This is a genomic window from Exiguobacterium sp. CH10, from assembly GCF_018617635.1.
Lineage (GTDB): Bacteria > Bacillota > Bacilli > Exiguobacteriales > Exiguobacteriaceae > Exiguobacterium > Exiguobacterium aestuarii_A.
The window spans coordinates 1,296,853-1,319,725 of record NZ_JACSKO010000001.1; the positions used below are offsets into that span (position 1 = coordinate 1,296,853).

Sequence of the window (22,873 nt, forward strand, 5' to 3'; positions counted from 1 at the left end):
TATAATGAAAAGCGACTGACAACCAAGGAGGAGTTATTATGCAACGCATCGCTTTAACAGAAGAATTATCATTCTCACGCGTCATCCATGGAATGTGGCGACTCGCTGATTGGGATATGACCCCACAGGAACGGCTCACGTTCATCGAACAATGTCTCGAACTCGGTATCACGACGTTTGACCATGCAGATATTTATGGCGGTTATACATGTGAAGGATTATTTGGGGAAGCATTAAAGCTAAAACCTGAACTCCGTGACCAAATGGAAATTGTCACAAAAACGGGCATCAAATTGACAGGATCATTCAATCCGGGTCAAACGCTCAACTATTATGACACGACAAAAGAACACATCATCGCGCAAGCGGAGCGTTCGTTGAAAGAACTCTCCATCGATCACATTGATACATTATTGATTCACCGCCCAGATCCGCTCATGAACCCGGATGAAGTGGCCGAGGCCTTCATTACGTTGCGTGATAGCGGGAAAGTACGTGAATTTGGTGTATCCAACCACGTGCCGGCCACCCAAAACTTGCTTCAATCACGTCTCCCGTTCCAGCTCGTGACGAATCAACTTGAACTTTCTCCAATGCAATTGAAGCATTTTGAAGATGGATCGGTTGATCTTTGTCACGAAAAACGGATGCCACTCATGGCTTGGAGCCCACTCGCAGGAGGACAGCTTTTCAAAGACGAACAGTACGCCCCTCTTCGTGAAAAACTCGAGGAGATTCGCGCACGTCATAACGCGAGCGGGATTGACTCAATTGTTTATGCATGGCTCATCAAACACCCTGCGAACATCATGCCAATCATTGGATCAGGGAAAATCGAGCGCGTTCAAACAGGTGTCGACGCACTTCAAATCGATCTCACTCGTGAAGAATGGTTCGAAATTTTGAAGGCAGCACGCGGGCGAGATGTTGATTGAAGGGAACTTCATCAAATAAATCCCATCAGGTTCTAATCTGATAATTTTGAAGAAAATTTGCTTATTTTCAAATCCGCTTCAAATCAGCGATTTTTCGTCAAAAATCGACACGACAAAAAAGGTTAAAAGTAAAAATAAAACATAAATGGTTCCACTACCCGTCCAGTTCAAGTTGGACGGGTTTTTTTGTTTTTTTTTTAAAATAACACATTAATTTTCCTAAGACTAAAGTCACAAAAAAATGGTGCTAGAATGGTGAAAGTGATTCATCGAAGGAGAGTACCGATGTGAAAAAGTACCTGATTTTCAGTACCCTCGTCATCCTAATTTTCTTATTCGGGTGCGAGGAAGAACGCGCGCTCCGACTCCAACCCGCTCCAGAATATTACCAAGGACGTGCCTTGTTACCGAATGGACAACAAATCGAAATGCCAGAATCCGATCGCGCATTGATCATCGAATTATGTCAACCAGACAATGCAGTTTCGACAATCCCGAGCGGCGAGAGACATTGGCTTGGAACGGTCACGCTGACACAGCCCTTAACAGATGTCACCACGTCGCCCGCGTTCCCGTCAGCCACATGGTTTACAGTCAATAACGAATCGTACGTACAATGTCAGTTAGACTCGATTACGTATGTCACCAAAACAAACAATCTTCCTGAAAGTTTACATGATGTCCAATATGAAGCAGACTCTTATCCAGATATCGCGAAGATTCGCTCTGCCGAACCACATGAATATGATCACTTTGCTAAAGAGATGAAAAAGCCGATAGGTAATGAGCCCTATCCAGAACGAACCGGAATCGAACATACCCTCTTCCATATCACGATGCCGTTTAACGGAGAATTTGAACTGACATTGACATCGTCAGAAGGAGAAGAGCGTCTGATGATTCCGATTGATGCATCACGTCATCCTTATCTGTCAGTAGGGCTCGGGACAGAGCAATCGGATGATACGTTACAATATGCGATTTACACCAGTTCAGATCAAAACGATTATCAAACGGTCTTACGACCGAAAGATGGTCATATGTCACAGGTATTCGGTGCGAAGGCAGCATCTCAATTGCCATCTGTTCTTATACCCGGACACAGTTATCCACTGTATAGTTTTACGTACATGAAAGACGGAACGGCGCACCGTCAGCTCGTCTCCATCACGTATCATCAACCAGAATTAATGTATGGAGAGAAATTGAACGAACAAATTCACGAAACGTTAAGCAGTGAGCGACATGCCTTGTTTCATGAGTTAGCACTTCTCGGTACAGAGTCAAAAGACGCCCCGTTCTTACAGCATGTCGGAACAGACGAAGTAGACTTTCTCTTCCGTGCGATTGAACAGGCGAATGCGACATCTCACGCAGGAACACCTGCACCTGTTCCTTACTTAACACTGTTTCAAGGTGTATGTGCCCAAACGTTTGACGTGAGTTATGACGGGAACGATGTCTACGTAACGAATGCGGAGACGGGGGCCCACTTTAAACTGTTACGTGAGGACGCCATCAAGTGGCATAACCTGTTCACAGACAATAGTTGATTCGGCAGATGCCAAGTGCATCTGCCTTTTTTGCATATCCATGAGGCAAATTAGACCCTGACGAAAACGTTTTTTGGGAAGATAAAAAGAGAAAGGAGTGAAGTGTTGTGACCAATTCATTTATAAGAGATGTCAAAAAGCATTGGCGTGTCAACTATCGCCAAAACGGATATCCGCACGTTCAACAAGGTTGGGTATTACCCCCTGAACAAAAAGAGGCGTTCGACCCCTTCATTTTGATGGCCGAAGACTGGTTCAAGCGAGGAACGTTTTCAGATCATCCACATCGTGGGTTCCAGACGATCACATATGTCATCGATGGGCGTCTCGAACACATTGACAATCACGGAGGACATTCGATTTTAGATGCCGGTGATGTCCAATATATGAATGCCGGATGGGCGGCTCGCCACGCTGAGGAAGCTGTCGATGATGACCTTATCCATACGCTTCAATTGTGGTTGAATTTGCCGAAGTCTCTAAAAACGACGACGACCTCTTATCAAAATGTGTATGTCGAAGACGCGCCGATTGTTCTGATTGACGGTGGGCAGCTTCGTGTCTACTCTGGCGAAATCGCTGGTGTAAAAGGACCGATGGAGAGTCTCGTTCCAATCACGATGACCGAGGTCTTGCTGAAAGAAGGGAGTGCGTACGAACATGTCCTTCCCGCGAATCATAATAGCTTCTTGTATGTCCTAGCAGGATCTGTTGAAGTCGGGACGTCCAGTACCCCGCTCGAGAAGACGGACGTGGCGACACTGACGTTTGATGAAACGTCCGATGCGATGAGTAGCCTTCACCTCCAAGCGACAAGCCGCACACGCCTTCTCATCTATTCGGGAAAACCGATTCGGGAAGAGTATATCGCGCACGGTCCTTTTGTCATGAACACCGAAGAAGAAATTCGACAAGCCTTCCGCGACTATCACAGCGGCGGCTTCGGCCCTCCAGCCGTCAAATAAACAAAGGGAGCTTCTCATTCGCGAGAGCTCCCTTCCGTTCATTTTTCCGGTTGTAATACAGTTTGTTGTGTCGGAACGTGACCGATTGGTACAGTACGCTCCACGAGAACGTAACGTTTACCTTCCACTTCGAACTTGCGGTCCCCAAGGTAATGGGCAGCCTTGCCGTCTTCATATAGCTTCGCCAAAATGGCAGGCACGTATTCTTCTAACTTCGTGTAATGCTCATCGAGGGTCATGACGATATTTCCCCCTTTATATCCGAGCCAGTAACTATAAAAGAACCAACCCAATGAAAGTACCCCGAGAATTCCTAATCCAATTGTGATCCATTCCATTTGCTCATTCCCCCAATGTTTTCATGACAATCTGACGTTTCGGAGCGAATCCGATCTCGTCGTAAAAAGAGGCCGCTTCGCTGTTGATCATCCAATAGTCCAACTCAATCAACTTGAATTGGTGATCACGTGCCCATTGCTCAATCCACTCCATCATGCGTCGTCCGTATCCTTTGCGCTGATACATCGTATCGATGCTGATGTGATGTACATATACCGTTCGAACGGCTTGGCGAAATGCCGTCGCCTCATTCACCTTCTCCTCGAACCATATGTAGCCGACAGGGGTTGCCTCTACTTCCATCACCATGAAATGATGGCCCGGTCTCCCCATCAGCGTCAAAAAGGCTTCATACATCTTCTCTTCCTCATATTCCGCAAAGTAATCTGAATTCATGCGGACATGATGTTCATGAATGGAACGATTCAATCGTGCGATGAGCCGGGCATCCGTTGTCGAGACGAACACGCTATCCATCAACCGCTAAATCCTGTGTGATTCCGATCTTCTACTACACCATGTGGTTTTTCAGTCCCATGCAACGTATGCTCTTTCGAAGTAGAAGTCCCTTTCCCTTCTAGGCGACGTTGAAGCGGACGGGCCAAGAAGTAACCCATAAGAAGCGAAATCGGCAACACAAGAAAAAATGAACCGAGTACTGTCAACATATACCCTTTATCTGTATCTCCGGCGATCATTCGGAGGACGAAGAACAACCCGACGAATACGAGTGCAGCCAAGGAGTATTCCACGCATTTTCCGAGAAACCATTTCATATGAGATCTCCCCCTTCAAGGTTTGATGTATTATACGACGATTCCCCCAAAAAGGTTTCACTCGCCATGATTTTCTTTATACCACTTCGTTGCCAGTCGTTCCGTTTCGATGATCCACTCATGTTTTCCTTGGATGTAGCCTTCCATATCTTCCGGATGTTGCGCTGCGAGTTGCAATTTCAACTCTCCATACGCATCGCGCACCTCAGGGAATGTACGCAAGTAATCCCGAAAGGCGAGGTGTCTCAAGACATCTGGATTCCCTTCTTCAAACACATGTACGTGAACTGTCCGCTCCTCTTCGCCCTTTCGGAAATAGCGACGCTTTGGAATACCGTATTCACCGAGCCCTCGATACCCGAGCGCTTCCATCCGTTCCGTATACGCATCAACTCGTTCGATGTCCCGTACGACAGGCATCATATCGATGATTGGCTTCGCCGCGAGCCCTTCGACCGAGGTACTCCCGATATGATGAATCGCGACGAGCTCTCCTTCAAACAATCGGCTCAATTTCCCTGCCTCTTCTTCAAATCGATGCTTCCATTCCGGATGATATGCGACCACTTCGACTTTTCGCATGATTCGTTCCTCCTCACTAAAATCCATATGCTCTATTGTCATCATACCCTTTTCCCCTCTCGACATGATGGATTCCACTTCAAAAGGTTTGTGCGCATATAAAATGGGAAACCTTATATTAATGACTTCAGAACTGGAGAGTGAATCAATATGTTGACTGCAGAACAAATCGAAACGTTTAAAAAACGTCTGTTGAAAGAAAAAGCAAAAACAGAAGGTTACATGGATAGCCGAGAAGAGACGTATGATGAAGGCGAGCTCTCTCATTACGATAATCACCCGGCCGATTCCGGTGAAGAACTCTTTTTACGGGAACGCGATCAAGCGCTCAACGAGCTCGACGAAGAGTTTTTGAGCGATGTCGATAAAGCACTACTCGCCATCCAGAATGGTACGTATGGCAAATGTGAAGTGTGCGGGAAAGACATTGAACTGGACCGGCTTGAAGTCATCCCGGAAGCCACGTTATGTATCGAGCACGCTCGTGCACAGGAAGAGGAAGAGCACGAACATGAACTCGATCGACCGGTCGAAGAAGACGTATTGAACCCGAACGAGACGGCCCGTCGCAAAGAACTGGACGGAACGGATGAACCCGGTCAAAAGACAGACGCCTTTTCACAAGTTGAAGATTACGGCAGTTCGGATACGATTGCCGATAGTGAAGGCAATCACGACCCGACACGCGAACAATGAAAAATGCCCTGACCTCGTTTACGAGGCTCAGGGCATCTGTCTGATTAAAACGTTGCTTTCACTGGAGAAGCACCACCAAGGCGCTCTGCCACTTTCATCGGGTTGACGGCATTTCCAGCTGAACTAGCTGAGAAATTGTAGTTCCCTTTATGAATTTCAAAGTGTAAGTGTGGACCTGACGAGTTGCCCGTGTTTCCGATTTGACCAATCGGTTCACCTTGACGCACCGTCTGACCTTTTTTCACATCGACCTTATGCATATGGGCATAGACCGTCGTCCATTTTTGGCCATCTACGTTATGCTCAATTTGAATATGGTTTCCATAAGGTCCACTTGAGCTAACTTTTGTGACTTTTCCAGCTTCTGCGGCGTAAATCGGTGTACCTGTTTTAGCGGCAATGTCCAAACCGTTGTGGAACGTGTATCCGAACTGTCCGCTTGCTGCACCGAACCCTTGCGAGAGACGTCCTTCTGCAGGCATCAAGAACCGATCAGGCGCCATCACTTCGTACTGTTTTTTCAAATCACTTAACTGGTTCGTTTGTTTCTTATATTGTTTCGATTTCTCGTCATATGCCGTCTTCACGTCTTGACGTGTCGCTTCAATCTGTTGTTGTTCTTCTTTTAATTGTTTCAGCGATTCATTTGCTTTTTCTTTCTTCTCAATGAGTGCTTGATGCGCTTCCTCTGCTTCAGCTGCCTCCGCTTTCGCACTCGGTAGAACAGAAGATACGACTTTCGCAAAGAGTGACCGTTCTGTCGGAACGAGTTCCTCTTCGACCGCTTCTAATTCTTCAGAAGTGCCTTCAATCTTGTCACGCAATACTTCCGCGTTTTGATTGACTTCATCCAACTTTGACTGGATTTTTTGAATGGCTTGTTTCGTTTCTTTAACTTGTTTCGTAGTTTGTTGGACAGATTTCTCCGTTTGAACGAGGTCTTGCGGGGTCATTTCGTTAGCGGATGCGGTTTGTCCTTGGAACAAGAGCACACCAACACCTGCTGTCATGATCAGTTGTTTCCACATATATATAATAAACCCTCCAAATTGATACATTCATGAACTTCAAAAAAGCTACATATGCGAATATACCACTGGGGGTTAAACATTTCAATAAATGAAGTTTTTCATTTTCATGTCATTCATGACAGGACAATGTGATATTTTCAAGCATTACTTCACAAGGATTTCACTTGCGTTTTCTCGTATAATATCCGGCAAGGACGATGCCGAGGACTGACAGGATGGTCAGTCCAACCCCACCTGTTAGCAACAGATTCACCGTTCCTGGCGAGAGATTCGTCGTCAACGCGATGATCGTCGCTGTATTTCCTAACATCAATCCGATGATACAAACAAGTAACAATCGCTTCATCGTTCGTCCTTCACCATTTCAAACTGCGAAATGTCATCTTGTACAAATCCCAATCGTCGTGCTGCGTCAATCCATTCAGGACGGTCCGACGTCAAAGTGAGGTGAAGCGGAGATCGACTCGCAGCCGCGCGCAATAGCCATTCTGCATCTTCAGCGTGACCAAAAACATCGAGCAATACATGATCGCGGTATAACAAAAATCCTTCTCGTTCGTCTTCGATCACTTTCACAAGTTCCGCCTCCTGTTGAGTCACGCGCACATCGAGTTGCCAAATCGGAACATGCTGAGCTGTCGGGTATAGTCGGTCGAACAACGTTTGAATCGGTTCCGAAGTCATGTGAGCAGTCGTTTCAAGTGGTACCGCCTGAAAGTAATAGATTTCACGTGTCGTCTTATATCCAAGTTGATGATAAAGCGACAACGCTGCATCGTTCCCTTGAATCACTTCGAGCAGACGAGTCCCTTTTGCGCCCTCTTCAAATCGTTGCATCAACTCGGTCGCAACGCCTAATTTTCGAGCGTGCGGGGCGACAGCAAGCCCGCCGCAACGCGTCTGCCATCCTGAATCGAGATACGCAATCCCACTTAATACGACGCCGACCGGCTCTTCCCCGTCATAAGCGACGATGGAGCGGGACGGCTGATTTTGGTCTCGTACGAGAAAGACGTCTTCAAACGTCTGCTCATCGAATTGGAACGGAATGATATAATCAGAAAAACCAGTCATAAACGCCCGATATAGATCTTGTACAGGCGGATTTTGACGATATGTAACTTGTGTAGCCATATAATTCCCCTTTTCTGAATGAAATCAATAAAGCCAGAAGGAGACGCCTTATGAACATCTCATTAGAATATCGAAATGATACGCATCGACCGATTCTCGATACGTTCACCTTGCCGACGGACCAAGAAAAGTATACAACCCTTCCAAAAGACATGGACGACCAACTTCCTGAAGGCGTTCATCCGATTGTTGTCGTCGAGCAGAAGCCTGTCGGCATGTTTTTACTACATGACAACGAACGAGTCGCTTCTTATACGGACGAACCAAATGCGTTGCTCTTCTCGGCTTTTGCCATCAATGAGGCAGACCAAGGCAAGGGGTACGCAAAAGCGGCACTCCAGAAACTTCCGGAGTTCGTGCAACAACATTTCCCTCATATCCGTGAAGTCGTATTGTCCGTCAACCTGAAAAATGATGTGGCGTTTACACTTTATACGACAAACGGATGGGTCGATAGCGGACGTCGAATCGGTGGGCCAATCGGCGAGCAGCGAATTCTCTCTTTATCGATTTGACGCATCGATTCGTGCCAACCCCTCACATATGCGGTGCCAATACGTCAGATGATGTGGAACTAAATCGGCTTGTGTGATTTGAACGAGATGATTCGTCATGATGGAGTTTCCTTCAATCATACGCAATCGTCCTTCCACGAGCGTCATCAGCTCGTCCCTGTGAACAGCCACAACGTCCATCACTTCCCTGTCGTCAAAACGGATCGGTTCGTCTTGGTAAGCGTAGCTATACGTATGTGCAAACTCGCGATCGAGGAAACCGTCCAGTTCAATCACGTCTTCAAATATTCCAAGAGCTGTGAGCTGTTCAAACGCCAATGACAGTCCGAGTTCTTCTTCAATTTCACGAATACCATCAATGAACGTCTCGTTTGAAGCGAGATGTCCCGCTGCGGTGATGTCATATTTCCCGGGAAAGTCCTGTTTCTCCATACTTCTACGCTGTAGATAGATAAATTGGTCTTTCCAGAACCAGCAGTGGAACGTCTCATGCCAATCTCCATCTAGATGAACCTGTCCCCGCTCTTTCTCTCCTATTTTTTGATGATTTTCGTCAAATATCATGAGGTATTCTTTCATGCTGACACCCCATCTTCTAAAAATCGGATGGTTCCATTCGTCGCATCCAATTCGACCTGAATGCCAATCGGGAAGACGTGTGACGGGAACGTATGACCAATATCGACGTTCGTCAAAATAGGGATGTCCGTGTCGCCGATGACTTCAAGCAACAAGTCGTTGAACGAGAACGGGGCCGATTGATCTTGGAAATGCTCATGCTTGCCGATAATTAGACCCGAAATCTCATCAAATACACCAGCTAATTTCAACATGTTAAGCGAACGTTCTTCTTCAGCCATCGTTTTGAACGAGTCTTCCAGGAAAAGAATCGCCCCCTTCAAATCGGGATAATAGTCCGATTTGAAGAATCCTGACATCGTGTTCAAATTGCCGCCAATCAACGTTCCTTGCGCCTTTCCATCTCTTAATGAGGTCCACCCTTCATTCGGTTGGAAAGTTTTGACGCGTTGCTGCGTCGACCAATCGAGCATCTCTTCGGTCCACTCTTTCGGCACGCCCAAATCGAACGGGGCAGTCTTCTCCAAACTGAGGATATCTCGTACGTACTGGGCCCCTTTCTCGAACATCCCTCCATACTCGCCGAATGACGGCACGACAGCCGGTCCGTAAAACGTGACAACTCCCGTTTTGGCGTAACACGCCATCAAGATTGCTGTCACATCACTATAGCCCATGATGATTTTGGGATGGCGTCTTAATTGCTCATAATCGATATAGGGGAGCAACGAGTTCGAATTCGTTCCTCCAATCGTACTGATAATCGCTTTCACTTCAGGGTCATGCAAAAACGCATTCAGTTCGTCCACTCGATTCTGAATGGAAGATGACCGATACCCTTCTGATTCATATGTACATGTGCCCTCTTTCACCTTGAACCCCATACGTTTAAGCTGATCGATCCCTCGTTGATAGCGCTCCTCAAACTGCACGGGTGCCGGAAAAGAAGGCGTGATGATCCCAATTGTATCTCCGTTCTTTAACTGTGGTGGTACAATCATACGTTTCACTCCATTTCCTACGATGTCTTTATGAGGCATTATACCGTAGGATTAGTGAATCAACCTTTAAAATAAATCAGGGTCTTCTGATAACGTTCTTATTTTTCGAACTTTCGTCGGTCGCCCCGTCCAGCCGAGCGCCACGAAGAAAAAGGCACCCGCTAGTAAACCAAATAAAACGGTCAGTCCTATCTGAACCCCGATAAATCCGTACTGTTCTCCTAGCTTCACAAGGAAGAGTGGCGCAAACAGACAGGTCATACTTAAGGACAAGAGTCCTCCACGTACTCGTCGCCCCGCATTGCCGATAGTAAACCAGCCAAACGTGATCCATACACAAGCAACAAATCCTAGTGCCGCAACCATCATCCACATTCACCCGCACCTCACCTTTTCGTTTTTCTTTCTATTCCCCATTTTTCTTGAGATTCCTACTATTTTTTCAAGGATTGAGAGAATTTCCGGGTAAAGGTAAATTAGACAAGATGCGATGCCGGACAATGAAGGAGTGGGTTGCGCATGAGTGCAAGGTTAACCTTTGCCCTAGTCTTTCTCGGTCTTTTTTTAATCCTCATGTATTGGATGAGTACATGGAATGACAATGTGGTCGAAGGCCAAATTGAACGAGTCGACATTCCTCAGCTATTGATTGAATCCACTGAATCCTCGGAAGAAGTCACGTTGCGCGTCATCTTAATCAACGACCAAACCGAAGTGACGGGCATCGTCAATAGCGTACAAGGATTACAAAGCGGTCAGCTCGTCACTATCGAGGTCATCCCCACGGAGTCCAACTTGAACATCGCACGGACGATTGAAGTCACATCACCATGATTTTCTGAAATGAAGCGTAACTTTTCCAGAACTGTGGAATATGAGAAAGAGTCATGACAAAGGAGTGATCGGATTGATTTCAAATAAATTACTATCTGGAAAAGTAGCGCTCGTCACCGGTGCGGCATCTGGTATTGGACGTGCCGCAGTTATCCGTTTCATCCAAGCGGGTGCGAAAGTCGCCATTCTCGACTTGAATGAAGAAGATGCGATGCGTCTCGCGAGTCTCGTCGGAGAAGAACGGGCCATCGGGATCAGCGTGGATGTTGCGGATGAAGCAGCAATGAAAGAAGCGTATGCACGGACGATTGAGCGATTCGGACAAATCGATATCGTCTTCGCCAACGCCGGACGCAACGGAACCATCACACCGATTGAACACTTGTCCATTGAAGACTGGAATGGTGTCGTGGAGACGAATCTGACGGGAACGTTTTTGACCGTCAAACATGCTATTCCTCATTTGAAAGAGAATGGTGGCAGTATCATCATCACCTCGTCAATCAACGGCAATCGATACTTTAAAAACTTTGGTTTCAGTGGCTATGCGACGACGAAAGCAGGTCAGACCGGATTTGCGAAAATGGCAGCTGCGGAGCTCGCGCAATTCGGAATACGCGTGAATTCCATTTGCCCAGGGGCCATCGATACGAATATCGACGATTCAACCAATCGAGACGATGCATTGCTCGAAGAAATCGTCATCCCTATCGAGTATCCGCTCGGCAACCAACCGCTTGCCGGAAAGTCCGGTGCCGCGAAACAAGTCGCTGACGTCGTCTTATTCTTTGCGAGCAACATGTCGAGCCATGTCACCGGTTCTGAAGTGTACGTCGACGGTGCTGAATCTCTCTTGTAATCAAAAAGCAGACCATTTCATATGAAATGGCCTGCTTTTATTTGAGAATCGGACTTTTCATGACCGCTTTTTGATAGAACGGTTGAAAACCGAGGCGTTCCATATTTCGACCTGAAGCCGAATCGACCTTCGTCGTTACGGTGAGGACGTCACATCCAAGCGCTTTCGCTTCGGCTATTCGCTCTAAGATGAGTTGGGTTTGGTAGCCTTTTTGCCGATAAGACGGCACGGTACTCGTCAGAAACAGTTCCCCAATCCCGTCTTGCGTGGCGAGAATCCCACCCGCTACGACAGTGTCCGTTTCTCGTACGAGATAAGCGTGATTACTCGGCAGCGCATAAAATCCTTTCGCCGTATCGACCGTCTCTTGAAGAATCGTTCCAGATTCGGCAAATCCAGCCGCAATCGCGTGCGCCCATTCATGGAGCGTCTCATCTTGTACCTTTTCCACTTGATTCGAAGCCGGCGGTCCGTCATATTGCGTCACATCTAACGTCCATACGTCTAAAAAGTGATCGAGCGTATAGTTACGTTCTTGCAGTAAGCGTAGTAAGGAATCGTCCGCTAACGGACAAACTTCGATATGTAGTCGGGACACATTTTTTCCACGCACCCACTTTTCCATCTGGTGCAGGTCGTAAAAACTTGTCGGTCGATCGAGCCCAAACCCGACTGCAAAGCTCATATTCCCCATTTTGAACACGTGCCCCTTACCTTCTACGTGTAATTCCGCACCTTCATAGGGAGGGGTTTGTTTGCGGTGTCGAATATAAGCAGACGTTCCCTCTGCTTTAATGCTTTCGATGCGTCGTGCCAATTCTAAACGTTTCACTTTGTTCCCTCCCTTGCTTTTCATGTTGAGTGTAGCATATCACGTTCGAATCAAGTGACCGTACTGGATCAACCGTTCTTTGACAGTAGGCACGAGTTCAACAGAATCGAGCACCGTGTCCCACTCCTCTAATCTCACATCGACCACTTCATCGATTTGTAAGGAAAGTTGACTTACATCAATCGGCTGCTCGCTCGTGTAGACATACACATCTAAGAAGTACGTCCCGCGCTTGATTGTCGTCACGAAACGCAACTCTTCGGGGTCGACGGTTAGTCCTAATTCTTCTTGGAGTTCACGGACCGCACCTTGTCGACTCGTTTCTCCAGCTAAAATCGAGCCCCCGGTTCCTTCCCACAGAAGCGGGTACGTCTTGTCCGGATGGCGTTTTGATAACAAGAGTCTCCCATCCGAATCGAACGTGAACACTTCGATGACCGTATGAAATGTATGCGGTTCTAGTTCATCCCCACGAAAATGCGTTCGTCCGAGCGGTTGCCGATTTTCGTCTAGTAAATCCCACGTTTCCCGGCTCATGGACGAATCTCATCAATCGTGAAAGAAGATGAACCTTGAATCTCTTCGATGAAATGTGATCCAAACAACATGGCCGGCGTGAAACTGCCTGCAAGCATCCGACCGGAACCGAGCAATCGATTGACGACGGCGAGTGCACCGTAAACAGTGAAGGCATACGTACTCGCCGTTTGGATGCGAACGACAATCTTGCGCCCCTCCTCATTTGTCGCCTCTCCCCATACATACGTCGAGGTTTTTTCACGTTCGGCTTCATTCGGTCCCGATACGTTCTCATCAACATAACGCAGCAATCGCTGCTGCACAGCCTCTTTTCCAAGAATGGGACTGAACCAAGACAAGGCGCGTGCCACATAGGCGGCCGTTGTCGGCACTGGCACCCACGTCGTAATATTCGGGATGTCTGTCGTATAGTAGGCGGTCGAAACGTCTCCCCACGGAATCGCAATCGCGGTGCGGCTTCCTCGTCCAAAATCAATCGTTCTGCGTTTTGCCCCGATTGGGAACGGTGATAACTTTCCGTTCACACGTTCCACGCTACTCGATCCAAGTCCACGAACAGCCGTCTTCATCGTTCCTGGTGAGATGCCACCTGCCGCCGAAAATCCGAGAGCGAGTGATGTCGCATCCGGCAAGAGTTCCTTTAATTTTCGTGCGACACAGTCGGTCGGGATGACGTCAAATCCAACGCCAGAACATAGAATGACACCACGCGCCTTCGCCTGAGCCGCCCGTTGTTTAGAATGAACATATTCGAACACATCGATTTCCCCGGTAATATCCAAGTAATGCGTACCCGTTTCCAGACATGCCTCGATCATCACTTGACTCGTATCCGTGAACGGACCCGCACAGTGAAGGACTAAATCCACATCGCGAAGCGCCTTGATTGCCGCCTCACGACTTAATGCGAAAATCGATGTCTCGCAGTCCAGCTCGTCTCCGAGTCGATGAATCTCACGACCAGTGCGACCCGCAAGAATCGGACGCAATCCGTCACTGACGGCCTGACGGGCAATCAGTTCCCCTGTATATCCATTAGCCCCGTAAATCATCCATCTCATTTTTACCCCTCCTTCTGTAAGGTTGTCCTTGTTCGTTTCCCTAAATGGAGTTGAATCGAACGAAAAAATCTTGAACGACCCCAATCAGATACACGCTTCCCATCATGACAAGCAAACACCCGATTGGGATGAAAAGACTTTTGATGGCAGCTCGTTTTGTCACGTCCATTCGATTGATCAATCGACGATCGATCAGGAAGAACAAGATGGCTGCGAGAAGACTCAACCATGACAAGACGAGCCCAAATAGAATATGTAAAGCGAGCGACGTGAACAACTGTATGCGTTCCGAACTGAATCGCTTTGCGACCCAATCGCTAAACCACGATGTCACGACACCATATGTCAAAATGATAGGGAAACTGTATGCCATGTAAATTGTACACAATAAAAGAAACCCTGATATGCTCTCTAAAAATGAAATTTCCATAAGGGTTTGTTGCGAAAATTCAAAAATGCTTAATAGAAGCGCATAGATGGGTACGGTCCAGGAAGCCGCGATAATTTTTCGTGTCACCATCGAATCCCTCCTTTCTTTCCATTCTTCTCCACTTTAGCGCAATCAACTTGAAAACGCACAAAAACCAGCCTGAATTCAGGCTGGCTTCGCGATTTGTTAATTGTTTGCAACTTCTCCGGCTTTTGTACGAACTGACTGCATCGCTTCTGTCCACGGAAGGAGTTGGTCGAGCATGTCGTTGACCGATTGTGCTTGCACATCTTTTGGAGCGAAATGCGTGCCGTTCTCGAAGTCCGTGAAGAGTGAGAGTGCAGGATGGACACGTACGTGAGCGATTGATAATTCACTCAAGATACCACGTAAATGCTCTGTTGCCCGTGCTCCACCGACAGAACCGTATGAGACGATTCCAGCTGCTTTGTTGTTCCATTCGACGCGTAAGTAGTCGAGTGCGTTTTTAAGAGATGCTGAGATGGAATGGTTGTATTCTTGGACGATGAAGATGAATCCGTCCATTTGCGCAATTTTCTCCGACCAGGCCGCTGCACCAGATGCGTCTTGGCCAGCTTCACCGAGAAGCGGCAAGTTGTAGTCTGCGATGTCGATGACTTCATAGTTGGCATCGCCACGTTTGTCGGCGAGTTCTTTCACCCATTCCCCGACTTGTGGACTGACGCGACCTTCACGAGTTGATCCGAGTACGATTCCGATGTTTAACATAGTAGTTCCTCCTTGGTTATGTTGTGATTCATCTGATTTTCCAAATAAGCGATTCAAGAAACTCATTTCATGCCCTCATATTCTTTCTCAAATGTTTTCGTGCTTCTGACTGTATCGATTGGTCGCACCATCGCTTCGATTTGCGAACGTTTCGCTTCGAGGAACGGCGGGAGTGACAACTTCTCACCGACCGTCTCATACGGCTCATCTCCCATGAAACCAGGACCGTCTGTTGCCCATTCAAACAAGATTTGCGGCGCGACACGCGCATAAGACGATTCAAAGAAGAAGCGGTCGACATAGCCAGAAGTCGGTAAACCGAACTGCTGGAGACGTGCTGTCCATTCATCGAGGACGCTACGGTCTTCGACACGGAATGCGACGTGATGCACGGTACCGAACCCTTGACGCGCTTGTGAAGATGTCTCGTCATGAATGACGATCACTTGCGCTCCGTTTCCACCTTCACCTCCTTCAAAGAGATAGACATCGCTTTCTCTCCCGATCTCTTTAAATAGCATCACTTGCTCCATCACTTGTTTGAAATACGTGATGTCAGCAATCCGAATAAAGATGGGACCAAGCCCTGTGATGGCGTACTCAAGCGGGATTGGACCGTTCTTCCACGGCTCTCCTGATGCAATCCCTTCGTTGAACTCATCCGAGATAAGTTGATACGTCTGTTCGTCGAAATCAATGAACGAGAGCGTCTTCTTCCCAAACTGTTCTTGAATCCCTTCATGATCGACACCGAGACGGTCGAAGCGACGAACCCAATACGTCAACGCTTCATCTGACGGTACGCGGAACGACGTCTTCGCGATTTCATTTGTTCCGTGCTTACCTTTCGGGATACCCGGGAAGTCGAAGAACGTCATGTCTGTACCGGCATTTCCTTTATCGTCTGCAAAAAATAAGTGATACGTTTGAATGTCGTCCTGGTTGACTGTTTTCTTCACTAAGCGCATCCCAAGAATATGGGTGAAGAAATCATAGTTTTTTTCGGCACTACTTGTAATCGCCGTGACGTGGTGAATTCCTTTTACGTGGTTCATCGTTCTCTCTCCTTTTATATCTTGATTTCAAGATACATGATTAAAATTTTTTGCGGCTTCTGCCCGCTTCCCAATTTGTTTCAACTGTTCAATCGTTTCTGTCAGAGATAATCCTTCAAATAATGCATTCATATGCTCCGTATGCTTCGGAAAAATATCTTGCATCAAGTGCTCTCCGTCATTCGTTAACGCGGCATATGTGATACGGCGATCGCTCGGACAAGCTTTTCGGACGAGATACCCTTTCTCTTCTAACCGGTCCACGACGTACGTCATGCTCCCGCTCGAGAGGAGGATTTTCTTTCCGATGACTTGAATCGGTTGATCCCCTTTATGATATAAAAACTCGAGTACCGCAAACTCGGTCGCGTTTAATCCGTAAGACGCTACCTCCTGTTTCACCAGGTCTTGTAATGACTGAGAGGCACGCAAGAGCACGGTAATCGTTTTTAATGCATCAGATGGTTCCATCTGTCTCCCTCCTTTGTCCAAGAGAGTCATTAACTTAAATTCAAATATCTTTAATTCGAGATAAATATATCATGTGATGATTTTGCCGTCAATCGATTTGATTAAAAAAATAAGGTAGGGTTCTCCCGCCTTATTCTCCTCGACGAATCACAGCCATTTCACGACCGAATCGGTGTCCTTCATCAACGAATCCTAAGCTTTCATATAAGTGATGCGCCGCATCGTTCTCAGGATGGTAGCCGACGACGATTGATTTGCCGTCTCCGATTTCTTGAAGCATCAGCTCTGTCGCTTGTCGACCGATTCCTTTACCTTGATGGGCGTGGTCGATCATGATTCGGTAAATCCACCATGCATCCAACTCTTCCGGCTCCGTGTTGTACATGAGGAAGCCGACCATCGTTTCTTCTTCATAAATCGCGCGCGGGCGTAGCGTCGGTTCGTACATCGCTTGAAGTAACGAAATCGCATTCGGCTCCATATATGACTGTTGTTGTTCACTCAGTGCCAAGTGACAGCATGTATACCAATTTTGTGCATCGATTGGACGTAATGAAATCATGTCATTCTCCTTTATTCGTATGTTTCGTTTAAATTCCGTGCGTAGAACGCGATGGCACGACGGTACCTTGCGATGCTTTCATCCGGTTTTGGACTGGCAAGCAGCTCGAGTAACGCGCCCATCGCTTCTTCATGACGACCGACGTTATAGTGGGTCATCGCCTGAAACACTTTGAGCGCCCCATGATTCGGGAAATGTTCGATTGCCTCTGCAAATAATTGTTCCGCTTCCGCGTATCGACCGAGTGCCCGATACGTGCTACCGAGTCCGAGATACGATTCCGCCAACTCATCTCCGGTCAATCCGAGTCGGATGGCCCGCTCATAATGCGGTACCGCTTGACGTTCTTCACCGAGCGAGTCATAACACCACGCACAGTACGCATGTAGCGTCGGATTCTTCTCATCCTTCCGTAAGAGCGATAAGAACAGTTGCTTCGCCTGCTCGAGCTGTCCCTCTTCACGGAGACGTACTGCTCGATTAAACTCATTTTCTTCTGTCACGTCGGTCACCTCCTGAGCGAAATCTTGGTCTAACCATGATTGGAGCGCTTCATAATACTTGCCAATATGCACCCCATCGACGAGTGCGTGGTGGGCTTGAACGGATAACGGCATCCTTAGACGCTCTCCTTGACGCTCAAACTTTCCCCAGGCGATGCGCGGGACACTGTCATGTTGTTGCTGATGCGTCGGGTGCATGATGCTTGTGAATGTAATCCACGGAACACTCGTGATATAGAGCAAGTCGTCCGGTTCCTCATCTCCGACCACGACTTCGTCAGCAGCTTGCTCCATCCGCGTCGTCACTTCTTGTAAGAACGTCGGTAAATCTTCACTGAACGTGGCCGCGCAAAAATTGAAGACATCTTCGTCTAACATGACCGTGAACGATGGGTGGACCACTTCGTGTTCGACGACCTCTTCACCACGGATCCGATAGCGCAATTCCGGAATCGCGTTCGCCGCTCTCACCGCACCGTATAAAAAGAGTTTGAAGAACGATTGATCGCTCGCTTTCGCATATGTATAGAGATTTGTCACATCCACGTTCGCCGTCACGTTAAAATGCGGTGCGTCAAACGCTTTGAAAAACTCAAAGTGTTTTCGTCGTGCCCACGTCTCGATTTCAATTTCTTTCATAAAAAACTCCCCCTCCTACGCTCTTACTGTAGCAGAGAGAGTGAATCCGCTCATAGCTTTTGCTTTAACTGTTCGTAATGTCCTTTTGCCAAATCAAAGTAGACGAAGTCTCCGTGTTTGATCCGTTCGAGCGTCGCTTCAAACTCACGCCATCCCCGCTCGACTTGTTCAGGTGTCAATTCGCCGTTCTCGGTCGCCTCTTCGAACTCATCTTCATCCTTTTTGACGATATCCCCGTTCGGAAACACGAGAATATCGAGCAACAAGTCGTCCATATACGGGATGCCATCCTCTTCGCCGATCCGGTCGACGAGGTCGATATACCACTGCACGATTTCACCATCGGGATTGAACATGACCGTCACACCGAACGGTTCATTGTCCGGGAAATATTGGAGCCAACCAAAACCAGCATCTGCAACGATGAATTCTTCGCCTTTGTGCATCTTATATTGAGGCGCTCGAACCTCATCGATTTGGAATAAAGCAACCACCCCTGAAAATTGTTCCGTCTGAACGCGTTCTTGCGCATAACGGTTCTTTAAAATTCGCTCCCAGTCTCGTCGATTCGCATACTTCCGTTTTGCCATATGGATCTCTCCCTTTCGGTCATCTCTGTATGATACAGTTCGCCAGAAGAAGAAAAGTTCCTTGTTAGTCGTACAGGTTATGCTGATTGAACCAGACGAGATGGCTTTGTTTCAAACGTTTCCGTTCAACCATTCGGACGAACGCGTCTGTCGAGATGAAGCGGTTCCCGGGATGAAGATCGGCCAGCATCATGAGGATGAGGCGTGTCCCTCGTTCCCCTTCCTGAAGGGAGATATGCTCCATCTTCCCTTCCCCGTTGAAGCGGTTGATGAACAGTTCGACTTTACACTCCTCTTTTAAGAGACGAGTCGTCACATATGCGACCTGGCTGATGATCGACTCAAAGTCGTGATGCAACGTGTAGCCAGATGGTCCACTCAAATCGACTGCGAACGTGAACGTATCGAGTGATGTCTTTTGAAAGACTTTCGACTGGACACGCCCGAGTTTTGCCGTGGCGACCCAGTCAATCTCCTTGACCGGTTCTCCTTCATAAGGCTTCGACCCTAGAACCTGAAGTGGATTCCGTAGAGGCGATGCGGTCAAAGGACGGTCACCGAGTGCCAATCGTTTCGTGCCGACCGGAGGATGTAACGTGAGGGACGGCAGCACCGTCCACCGTTTCTCGATGGGACACTCAAGAAGATACGTCCCGAGATGAAGCGGGAGCGTCACAGCGAGTACACACTCTTCGATATAAGCCGGTCCCCGAAATTCGGCCTGGACACGAAGCACATGGCGGGCCTGATCCGTCCGTAACGTCATATCTAAACTATTTGGGGAGCGATCGTGGTCTGGAAAGCTAAGCGCTGTATTGGATTTCAGGCGAACGCGAACGGGAAGCCCGAGTCGTTCGAGGGTTTCACTTCCGTCTAGCATCACCTGCACTTCCGTCTCATCCCCAACAAAGAGAAGAGATTCGTGTGTATGTATATGAAGACGAAGGGCTCGCTCTAACTGTTTCCGCGTCCGTTCGAAGAACCAGACGATACCCGCGAGTAAACAAAGAGCATATCCGACAATCTCCATGTACGGGACGAATACGAGAATCACCCCAGCGAATCCATAGACCGGAATCCATTGTTTCTGTAGGGCGTTATGTGTCGAGAACGTCATCGTCAACCCTCGACCGGCACAGAAACGGTGTCTAAGATGTAACGGATGATATCCTGTTTCGTCGATTTGATGCCTCCTTCAAGCGTCAACGTCAGGCGATGTGCCAATACATAAGGTGCCACGGCTTTCACATCTTCCGGAATGACATACAATCGCTCGTGGAGATAGGCGTAACTTTGAGACGCTTGCATGAGCGCGATGGCTCCTCGTGGACTGACACCGACCTCGACAGATTGGTGTTCTCGTGTCGCATGAACGAGCCCGAGTAAATAATCGAGGACGTCATCTTGAATCGATACTTGCTTCACTTCTTCTTGTGCGCGGCGTAACTCGTCTAACGTCGCGACCGCCTCCACGATTTTCCGTGTTTGACGCATGACTTGTAAAAGGAGCTCCCGCTCTTCCGCGACATCAGGGTAACCGACTGGAATCGAAATGAGGAAGCGGTCGAGCTGGGCATCCGGTAACGGGAACGTCCCGGCCGATTCGATCGGGTTTTGCGTCGCGATGACGAAGAATGGTTTTGGCATCGGATACGTCTCTCCCCCGATGGAGACTTGTCGTTCTTCCATCGCCTCGAGCAAGGCGGACTGCGTTCGTGGAACCGCTCGGTTGATTTCATCAATCAAGACGATATTCGCAAAGATTGGTCCTTGTCGATGGTCGAACGTCTGGGTCTGCATGTTGAAATAATCTGCGCCAATCACGTCAGACGGTAACAAGTCGGCCGTGAACTGAATCCGAGAAAACGCGCCGTCGAAGCTAGCTGCAATCGTTTTAGCAAGTAACGTTTTCCCCGTTCCTGGCACATCTTCTAACAAAATATGTCCTTCCGCGAGTAACGCGGTACAACAGAGGCGTACGACATCCTCTTTGCCTAAATACACCTCGTTCAACTGTTTGATGACTCGCTCCATGCCCATGATATGACCTCCATTTTTTGTCTTAATCAAACTTTACCTTTTTATGGTAAGATAAACAACAAATAGTCTGAACATTCAAAAAGGAGGTAACTTCTTGCGCTGGACGAACAAGTTTTTTCTCATGATTGCCGCCACACTTCTCGTCACCTTTACAATGATGGTGGTTGCGACCGGGATATTCGAATGGCTCTATAACCCGGAAACGATACCGATTGAGGAAAATAATAGTTCACCGACTGATCTCCTATCGGATGAGGATGGAATTTTAATCGGTGAATCCAAAGCAGATTACCCGTTTGAATTGGATCCTCGAAAAGGAAAAATAAAACCTCTTGAGAGATTTACGGGCTCTGGAGAGTCCACACGACGAAATCTCGGGTTTTTCGTCGCTTTGATCGCGCTCGGTTGTCTGTCCTTTTATATTTATCGGAAACGGAAGCAACGTTTGGCGCGCGCACGAGATCATGTTGATTCAAGCATAGACCCGCTTGTCGAATCGCTACTAAACAAGAACGCTTCTTCCGCTTCGACGCTCACAGCGTTCACGAACGTCCCGATTCGCGATGCACTGATTACATTCAACCAATCTCTCGTACCAGCCAAGCGATTGCGTGCTCATGAGACACTGCAAGAGTGGTTCCAACGCATCGATTTACCGATGAATCCGTCCGTTTATCATGCGGTTCGCTACGGCACCTCTTCAGGAGTAACGATTTCTGAAGAAGACACACTCCACTTTAAGAATACACTCGATTCCTACACAACACGCCCTCACCCCGAGTGAGAATGTGCACAGGTTCTGCTTTTTCGTCATGAATGATAAAATGGTGGAAAATGTCAGTTAAGGGGATGAAATCATGAGACGATGGGCGATGTTCGGATTAAGTGCACTTTTACTCACAGGTTGTACGGATACAGTGGCAGACAATCCGATTCCAATCGAATCACCGGATGAACCCATCACAGAATGGACACGTGAAGACTTTAAAGACGTCTATGACCAATATGAACAAACGAAACCGCTCCTCGCTGCGCTCGAGCAACAAGGCATCAAACCGTTCCGCGAGACGTTTGAACGCGTCATCATTGCCGGAAACGGGCTTGAGCACACATATGCAGATATTTATCCGTTCAAACTCGATGACGGGACTTATGCCACGGTATTCGACAGTCAGGACGGGACGGTAATCAATGGATCTGAGTCGGTCGCCCCGCTGTTTTGGCAAGAGGAGTCTTTCCTTCAATACGTCGAAGAGATTGAAAATCGGAAATTCGGAACGAGTGCCCCTCCTACCGATGTCATCCTAACGCAGGATGAATTTCAATCCGTCTATGACCGCCATGCGTACACGTCAGCCCTTCTCGTCGAACTCGATGAAGCAGGTGTCGAATTAGTGCGGGAACCAATCGACGATGTGATTATCGTCGGCAATGGCGTGACCGAAGTCACTGCCGACTTGTTCGTGTTCGATGTCGAGAACGGATATGCCATCGTATACGACCAGGATGGAGAAATTTTAAAAGGTCCCGAATCCATCTCACCGCTCTTTTGGAGCGAGAAGGACTATGAGGACCTGTTAGCCAAGAATGAGGGGTAATTC

Annotated in this window: 31 protein-coding genes; 9 read left to right on the forward strand and 22 right to left on the reverse strand. The window is 47.8% G+C overall.

From position 1 onward, the window contains the following. The first annotated feature begins 38 nt into the window (after nucleotides 1–38). The 3 genes from KNP04_RS06520 (at nucleotide 39) to KNP04_RS06530 (ending at nucleotide 3,453) form a co-directional block, all read left to right on the forward strand. Nucleotides 39–935, forward strand: coding sequence for an aldo/keto reductase (locus KNP04_RS06520; RefSeq protein ID WP_214875099.1), 897 nt, complete (start codon nucleotides 39–41; stop codon nucleotides 933–935). A 287-nt stretch (nucleotides 936–1,222) separates the two neighbouring features. Next, nucleotides 1,223–2,488 carry a hypothetical protein gene (locus tag KNP04_RS06525; protein ID WP_214875100.1) on the forward strand — a complete coding sequence of 422 codons (1,266 nt, stop codon included), beginning with the start codon at nucleotides 1,223–1,225 and terminating at the stop codon, nucleotides 2,486–2,488. A gap of 107 nt (nucleotides 2,489–2,595) precedes the next feature. After that, complete coding sequence (locus KNP04_RS06530; protein WP_214875101.1) at nucleotides 2,596–3,453, forward strand: pirin family protein; 858 nt, start codon at nucleotides 2,596–2,598, stop codon at nucleotides 3,451–3,453. A gap of 38 nt (nucleotides 3,454–3,491) precedes the next feature. Here the strand turns inward: KNP04_RS06530 and KNP04_RS06535 are convergent, their stop codons facing one another. From KNP04_RS06535 to KNP04_RS06550, 4 genes are read right to left on the reverse strand one after another with little or no spacing between them, the layout of a single operon-like run. After that, nucleotides 3,492–3,791, reverse strand: a complete 300-nt coding sequence (locus KNP04_RS06535; protein WP_214759938.1) for a hypothetical protein — start codon at nucleotides 3,789–3,791, stop codon at nucleotides 3,492–3,494. Nucleotides 3,792–3,795: 4 nt separating this feature from the next. Further along, nucleotides 3,796–4,269, reverse strand: coding sequence for a GNAT family N-acetyltransferase (locus tag KNP04_RS06540; RefSeq protein ID WP_214875102.1), 474 nt, complete (start codon nucleotides 4,267–4,269; stop codon nucleotides 3,796–3,798). Next, a complete protein-coding gene (locus tag KNP04_RS06545) occupies nucleotides 4,269–4,568 on the reverse strand; it encodes a hypothetical protein (RefSeq protein ID WP_214875103.1) in 300 nt (99 codons plus the stop codon). The genes KNP04_RS06540 and KNP04_RS06545 overlap by 1 nt, the downstream gene beginning before the upstream one ends. Nucleotides 4,569–4,625: 57 nt before the next feature. After that, nucleotides 4,626–5,150 carry a GrpB family protein gene (locus KNP04_RS06550; protein WP_214875104.1) on the reverse strand — a complete coding sequence of 175 codons (525 nt, stop codon included), beginning with the start codon at nucleotides 5,148–5,150 and terminating at the stop codon, nucleotides 4,626–4,628. 150 nt (nucleotides 5,151–5,300) lie between these two features. Here KNP04_RS06550 and KNP04_RS06555 point away from each other — a divergent pair, with 150 nt between their 5' ends. Next, nucleotides 5,301–5,846 (forward strand): TraR/DksA C4-type zinc finger protein, encoded by a 546-nt coding sequence (locus tag KNP04_RS06555; RefSeq protein WP_074035454.1) that lies wholly within the window; start codon nucleotides 5,301–5,303, stop codon nucleotides 5,844–5,846. A 44-nt stretch (nucleotides 5,847–5,890) separates the two neighbouring features. Here the strand turns inward: KNP04_RS06555 and KNP04_RS06560 are convergent, their stop codons facing one another. From KNP04_RS06560 to KNP04_RS06570, 3 genes are all read right to left on the reverse strand, one after another. Next, nucleotides 5,891–6,874 (reverse strand): M23 family metallopeptidase, encoded by a 984-nt coding sequence (locus KNP04_RS06560; RefSeq protein ID WP_214875105.1) that lies wholly within the window; start codon nucleotides 6,872–6,874, stop codon nucleotides 5,891–5,893. Nucleotides 6,875–7,037: 163 nt separating this feature from the next. After that, complete coding sequence (locus KNP04_RS06565) at nucleotides 7,038–7,223, reverse strand: hypothetical protein (RefSeq protein WP_214875106.1); 186 nt, start codon at nucleotides 7,221–7,223, stop codon at nucleotides 7,038–7,040. Then, on the reverse strand, nucleotides 7,220–8,011 hold the full coding sequence (locus tag KNP04_RS06570) for a GNAT family N-acetyltransferase (protein WP_214875107.1): 792 nt from the start codon (nucleotides 8,009–8,011) through the stop codon (nucleotides 7,220–7,222). Before KNP04_RS06570 ends, KNP04_RS06565 begins: the two co-directional genes overlap by 4 nt. Nucleotides 8,012–8,061: 50 nt before the next feature. On the opposite strand from KNP04_RS06570, the gene KNP04_RS06575 reads away from it, so the two are divergent. Next, nucleotides 8,062–8,526 carry a GNAT family N-acetyltransferase gene (locus KNP04_RS06575; RefSeq protein WP_214875108.1) on the forward strand — a complete coding sequence of 155 codons (465 nt, stop codon included), beginning with the start codon at nucleotides 8,062–8,064 and terminating at the stop codon, nucleotides 8,524–8,526. Here KNP04_RS06575 and KNP04_RS06580 read toward each other — a convergent pair. The 3 genes from KNP04_RS06580 to KNP04_RS06590 all read right to left on the reverse strand — a co-directional run bounded on the left by KNP04_RS06580 (nucleotide 8,515) and on the right by KNP04_RS06590 (nucleotide 10,481). Then, nucleotides 8,515–9,105: an NUDIX hydrolase gene (locus KNP04_RS06580; protein WP_214875109.1), complete on the reverse strand. Its 591-nt coding sequence runs from the start codon at nucleotides 9,103–9,105 to the stop codon at nucleotides 8,515–8,517. The genes KNP04_RS06575 and KNP04_RS06580 overlap by 12 nt on opposite strands. Continuing rightward, nucleotides 9,102–10,106, reverse strand: a complete 1,005-nt coding sequence (locus KNP04_RS06585) for a S66 family peptidase (RefSeq protein WP_214875110.1) — start codon at nucleotides 10,104–10,106, stop codon at nucleotides 9,102–9,104. The genes KNP04_RS06580 and KNP04_RS06585 overlap by 4 nt, the downstream gene beginning before the upstream one ends. Nucleotides 10,107–10,172: 66 nt before the next feature. Next, entirely contained in the window at nucleotides 10,173–10,481 is a 309-nt protein-coding gene (locus KNP04_RS06590; protein WP_214875111.1) for a hypothetical protein, read from the reverse strand. A 144-nt stretch (nucleotides 10,482–10,625) separates the two neighbouring features. Between KNP04_RS06590 and KNP04_RS06595 the strand changes: the two genes are divergently transcribed. Together KNP04_RS06595 and KNP04_RS06600 are read left to right on the forward strand one after the other, a co-directional pair. Then, nucleotides 10,626–10,940: a hypothetical protein gene (locus tag KNP04_RS06595; protein WP_214875112.1), complete on the forward strand. Its 315-nt coding sequence runs from the start codon at nucleotides 10,626–10,628 to the stop codon at nucleotides 10,938–10,940. Between the two features lie 73 nt (nucleotides 10,941–11,013). Beyond that, on the forward strand, nucleotides 11,014–11,799 hold the full coding sequence (locus tag KNP04_RS06600) for an SDR family oxidoreductase (RefSeq protein ID WP_214875113.1): 786 nt from the start codon (nucleotides 11,014–11,016) through the stop codon (nucleotides 11,797–11,799). A 37-nt stretch (nucleotides 11,800–11,836) separates the two neighbouring features. Here the strand turns inward: KNP04_RS06600 and KNP04_RS06605 are convergent, their stop codons facing one another. From KNP04_RS06605 to KNP04_RS06660, 12 genes are all read right to left on the reverse strand, one after another. Continuing rightward, on the reverse strand, nucleotides 11,837–12,631 hold the full coding sequence (locus KNP04_RS06605; RefSeq protein ID WP_214875114.1) for a GNAT family N-acetyltransferase: 795 nt from the start codon (nucleotides 12,629–12,631) through the stop codon (nucleotides 11,837–11,839). Nucleotides 12,632–12,670: 39 nt separating this feature from the next. Continuing rightward, nucleotides 12,671–13,168, reverse strand: a complete 498-nt coding sequence (locus tag KNP04_RS06610) for an NUDIX hydrolase (RefSeq protein ID WP_214875115.1) — start codon at nucleotides 13,166–13,168, stop codon at nucleotides 12,671–12,673. Then, on the reverse strand, nucleotides 13,165–14,232 hold the full coding sequence (locus tag KNP04_RS06615) for a saccharopine dehydrogenase family protein (RefSeq protein ID WP_214875116.1): 1,068 nt from the start codon (nucleotides 14,230–14,232) through the stop codon (nucleotides 13,165–13,167). Before KNP04_RS06615 ends, KNP04_RS06610 begins: the two co-directional genes overlap by 4 nt. Before the next feature lie 40 nt (nucleotides 14,233–14,272). Next, on the reverse strand, nucleotides 14,273–14,752 hold the full coding sequence (locus KNP04_RS06620) for a hypothetical protein (RefSeq protein ID WP_214875117.1): 480 nt from the start codon (nucleotides 14,750–14,752) through the stop codon (nucleotides 14,273–14,275). A gap of 96 nt (nucleotides 14,753–14,848) precedes the next feature. Further along, nucleotides 14,849–15,478, reverse strand: coding sequence for an NADPH-dependent FMN reductase (locus KNP04_RS06625; RefSeq protein WP_074035419.1), 630 nt, complete (start codon nucleotides 15,476–15,478; stop codon nucleotides 14,849–14,851). Beyond that, a complete protein-coding gene (locus KNP04_RS06630; protein WP_214875118.1) occupies nucleotides 15,475–16,467 on the reverse strand; it encodes a ring-cleaving dioxygenase in 993 nt (330 codons plus the stop codon). Before KNP04_RS06630 ends, KNP04_RS06625 begins: the two co-directional genes overlap by 4 nt. Before the next feature lie 27 nt (nucleotides 16,468–16,494). Further along, entirely contained in the window at nucleotides 16,495–16,938 is a 444-nt protein-coding gene (locus KNP04_RS06635; RefSeq protein WP_214785152.1) for a MarR family winged helix-turn-helix transcriptional regulator, read from the reverse strand. 130 nt (nucleotides 16,939–17,068) lie between these two features. Next, the gene (locus KNP04_RS06640; protein WP_214875119.1) at nucleotides 17,069–17,500 is read right to left on the reverse strand and encodes a GNAT family N-acetyltransferase; all 432 of its coding nucleotides are present in this window, start codon (nucleotides 17,498–17,500) and stop codon (nucleotides 17,069–17,071) included. A gap of 11 nt (nucleotides 17,501–17,511) precedes the next feature. Continuing rightward, a complete protein-coding gene (locus KNP04_RS06645) occupies nucleotides 17,512–18,642 on the reverse strand; it encodes a tetratricopeptide repeat protein (protein ID WP_214875120.1) in 1,131 nt (376 codons plus the stop codon). Nucleotides 18,643–18,692: 50 nt separating this feature from the next. Then, nucleotides 18,693–19,232, reverse strand: a complete 540-nt coding sequence (locus tag KNP04_RS06650) for a ribonuclease FAU-1 family protein (RefSeq protein ID WP_214875121.1) — start codon at nucleotides 19,230–19,232, stop codon at nucleotides 18,693–18,695. Nucleotides 19,233–19,296: 64 nt separating this feature from the next. Continuing rightward, a complete protein-coding gene (locus KNP04_RS06655; RefSeq protein ID WP_214875122.1) occupies nucleotides 19,297–20,349 on the reverse strand; it encodes a DUF58 domain-containing protein in 1,053 nt (350 codons plus the stop codon). A 2-nt stretch (nucleotides 20,350–20,351) separates the two neighbouring features. Continuing rightward, on the reverse strand, nucleotides 20,352–21,272 hold the full coding sequence (locus KNP04_RS06660) for an AAA family ATPase (protein ID WP_214875123.1): 921 nt from the start codon (nucleotides 21,270–21,272) through the stop codon (nucleotides 20,352–20,354). A gap of 94 nt (nucleotides 21,273–21,366) precedes the next feature. On the opposite strand from KNP04_RS06660, the gene KNP04_RS06665 reads away from it, so the two are divergent. Further along, the gene (locus tag KNP04_RS06665; protein WP_214875124.1) at nucleotides 21,367–22,056 is read left to right on the forward strand and encodes a hypothetical protein; all 690 of its coding nucleotides are present in this window, start codon (nucleotides 21,367–21,369) and stop codon (nucleotides 22,054–22,056) included. Nucleotides 22,057–22,129: 73 nt separating this feature from the next. Next, on the forward strand, nucleotides 22,130–22,870 hold the full coding sequence (locus KNP04_RS06670) for a hypothetical protein (protein ID WP_214875125.1): 741 nt from the start codon (nucleotides 22,130–22,132) through the stop codon (nucleotides 22,868–22,870). The last annotated feature ends 3 nt before the right edge of the window (nucleotides 22,871–22,873 follow it).

Excerpts from the sequence above, each read along its gene's own strand:
- KNP04_RS06520 (WP_214875099.1), top strand. The coding sequence starts at position 39 with ATGCAACGCATCGCTTTAACAGAAGAATTATCATTCTCACGCGTCATC.
- KNP04_RS06535 (WP_214759938.1), bottom strand. The coding sequence starts at position 3,791 with ATGGAATGGATCACAATTGGATTAGGAATTCTCGGGGTACTTTCATTG.
- KNP04_RS06540 (WP_214875102.1), bottom strand. The coding sequence starts at position 4,269 with ATGGATAGCGTGTTCGTCTCGACAACGGATGCCCGGCTCATCGCACGA.
- KNP04_RS06545 (WP_214875103.1), bottom strand. The coding sequence starts at position 4,568 with ATGAAATGGTTTCTCGGAAAATGCGTGGAATACTCCTTGGCTGCACTC.
- KNP04_RS06550 (WP_214875104.1), bottom strand. The coding sequence starts at position 5,150 with ATGCGAAAAGTCGAAGTGGTCGCATATCATCCGGAATGGAAGCATCGA.
- KNP04_RS06555 (WP_074035454.1), top strand. The coding sequence starts at position 5,301 with ATGTTGACTGCAGAACAAATCGAAACGTTTAAAAAACGTCTGTTGAAA.
- KNP04_RS06560 (WP_214875105.1), bottom strand. The coding sequence starts at position 6,874 with ATGTGGAAACAACTGATCATGACAGCAGGTGTTGGTGTGCTCTTGTTC.
- KNP04_RS06565 (WP_214875106.1), bottom strand. The coding sequence starts at position 7,223 with ATGAAGCGATTGTTACTTGTTTGTATCATCGGATTGATGTTAGGAAAT.
- KNP04_RS06570 (WP_214875107.1), bottom strand. The coding sequence starts at position 8,011 with ATGGCTACACAAGTTACATATCGTCAAAATCCGCCTGTACAAGATCTA.
- KNP04_RS06575 (WP_214875108.1), top strand. The coding sequence starts at position 8,062 with ATGAACATCTCATTAGAATATCGAAATGATACGCATCGACCGATTCTC.
- KNP04_RS06580 (WP_214875109.1), bottom strand. The coding sequence starts at position 9,105 with ATGAAAGAATACCTCATGATATTTGACGAAAATCATCAAAAAATAGGA.
- KNP04_RS06585 (WP_214875110.1), bottom strand. The coding sequence starts at position 10,106 with ATGATTGTACCACCACAGTTAAAGAACGGAGATACAATTGGGATCATC.
- KNP04_RS06590 (WP_214875111.1), bottom strand. The coding sequence starts at position 10,481 with ATGTGGATGATGGTTGCGGCACTAGGATTTGTTGCTTGTGTATGGATC.
- KNP04_RS06595 (WP_214875112.1), top strand. The coding sequence starts at position 10,626 with ATGAGTGCAAGGTTAACCTTTGCCCTAGTCTTTCTCGGTCTTTTTTTA.
- KNP04_RS06610 (WP_214875115.1), bottom strand. The coding sequence starts at position 13,168 with ATGAGCCGGGAAACGTGGGATTTACTAGACGAAAATCGGCAACCGCTC.
- KNP04_RS06615 (WP_214875116.1), bottom strand. The coding sequence starts at position 14,232 with ATGAGATGGATGATTTACGGGGCTAATGGATATACAGGGGAACTGATT.
- KNP04_RS06620 (WP_214875117.1), bottom strand. The coding sequence starts at position 14,752 with ATGGTGACACGAAAAATTATCGCGGCTTCCTGGACCGTACCCATCTAT.
- KNP04_RS06625 (WP_074035419.1), bottom strand. The coding sequence starts at position 15,478 with ATGAGTTTCTTGAATCGCTTATTTGGAAAATCAGATGAATCACAACAT.
- KNP04_RS06630 (WP_214875118.1), bottom strand. The coding sequence starts at position 16,467 with ATGAACCACGTAAAAGGAATTCACCACGTCACGGCGATTACAAGTAGT.
- KNP04_RS06635 (WP_214785152.1), bottom strand. The coding sequence starts at position 16,938 with ATGGAACCATCTGATGCATTAAAAACGATTACCGTGCTCTTGCGTGCC.
- KNP04_RS06640 (WP_214875119.1), bottom strand. The coding sequence starts at position 17,500 with ATGATTTCATTACGTCCAATCGATGCACAAAATTGGTATACATGCTGT.
- KNP04_RS06645 (WP_214875120.1), bottom strand. The coding sequence starts at position 18,642 with ATGAAAGAAATTGAAATCGAGACGTGGGCACGACGAAAACACTTTGAG.
- KNP04_RS06650 (WP_214875121.1), bottom strand. The coding sequence starts at position 19,232 with ATGGCAAAACGGAAGTATGCGAATCGACGAGACTGGGAGCGAATTTTA.
- KNP04_RS06655 (WP_214875122.1), bottom strand. The coding sequence starts at position 20,349 with ATGACGTTCTCGACACATAACGCCCTACAGAAACAATGGATTCCGGTC.
- KNP04_RS06660 (WP_214875123.1), bottom strand. The coding sequence starts at position 21,272 with ATGGGCATGGAGCGAGTCATCAAACAGTTGAACGAGGTGTATTTAGGC.
- KNP04_RS06670 (WP_214875125.1), top strand. The coding sequence starts at position 22,130 with ATGAGACGATGGGCGATGTTCGGATTAAGTGCACTTTTACTCACAGGT.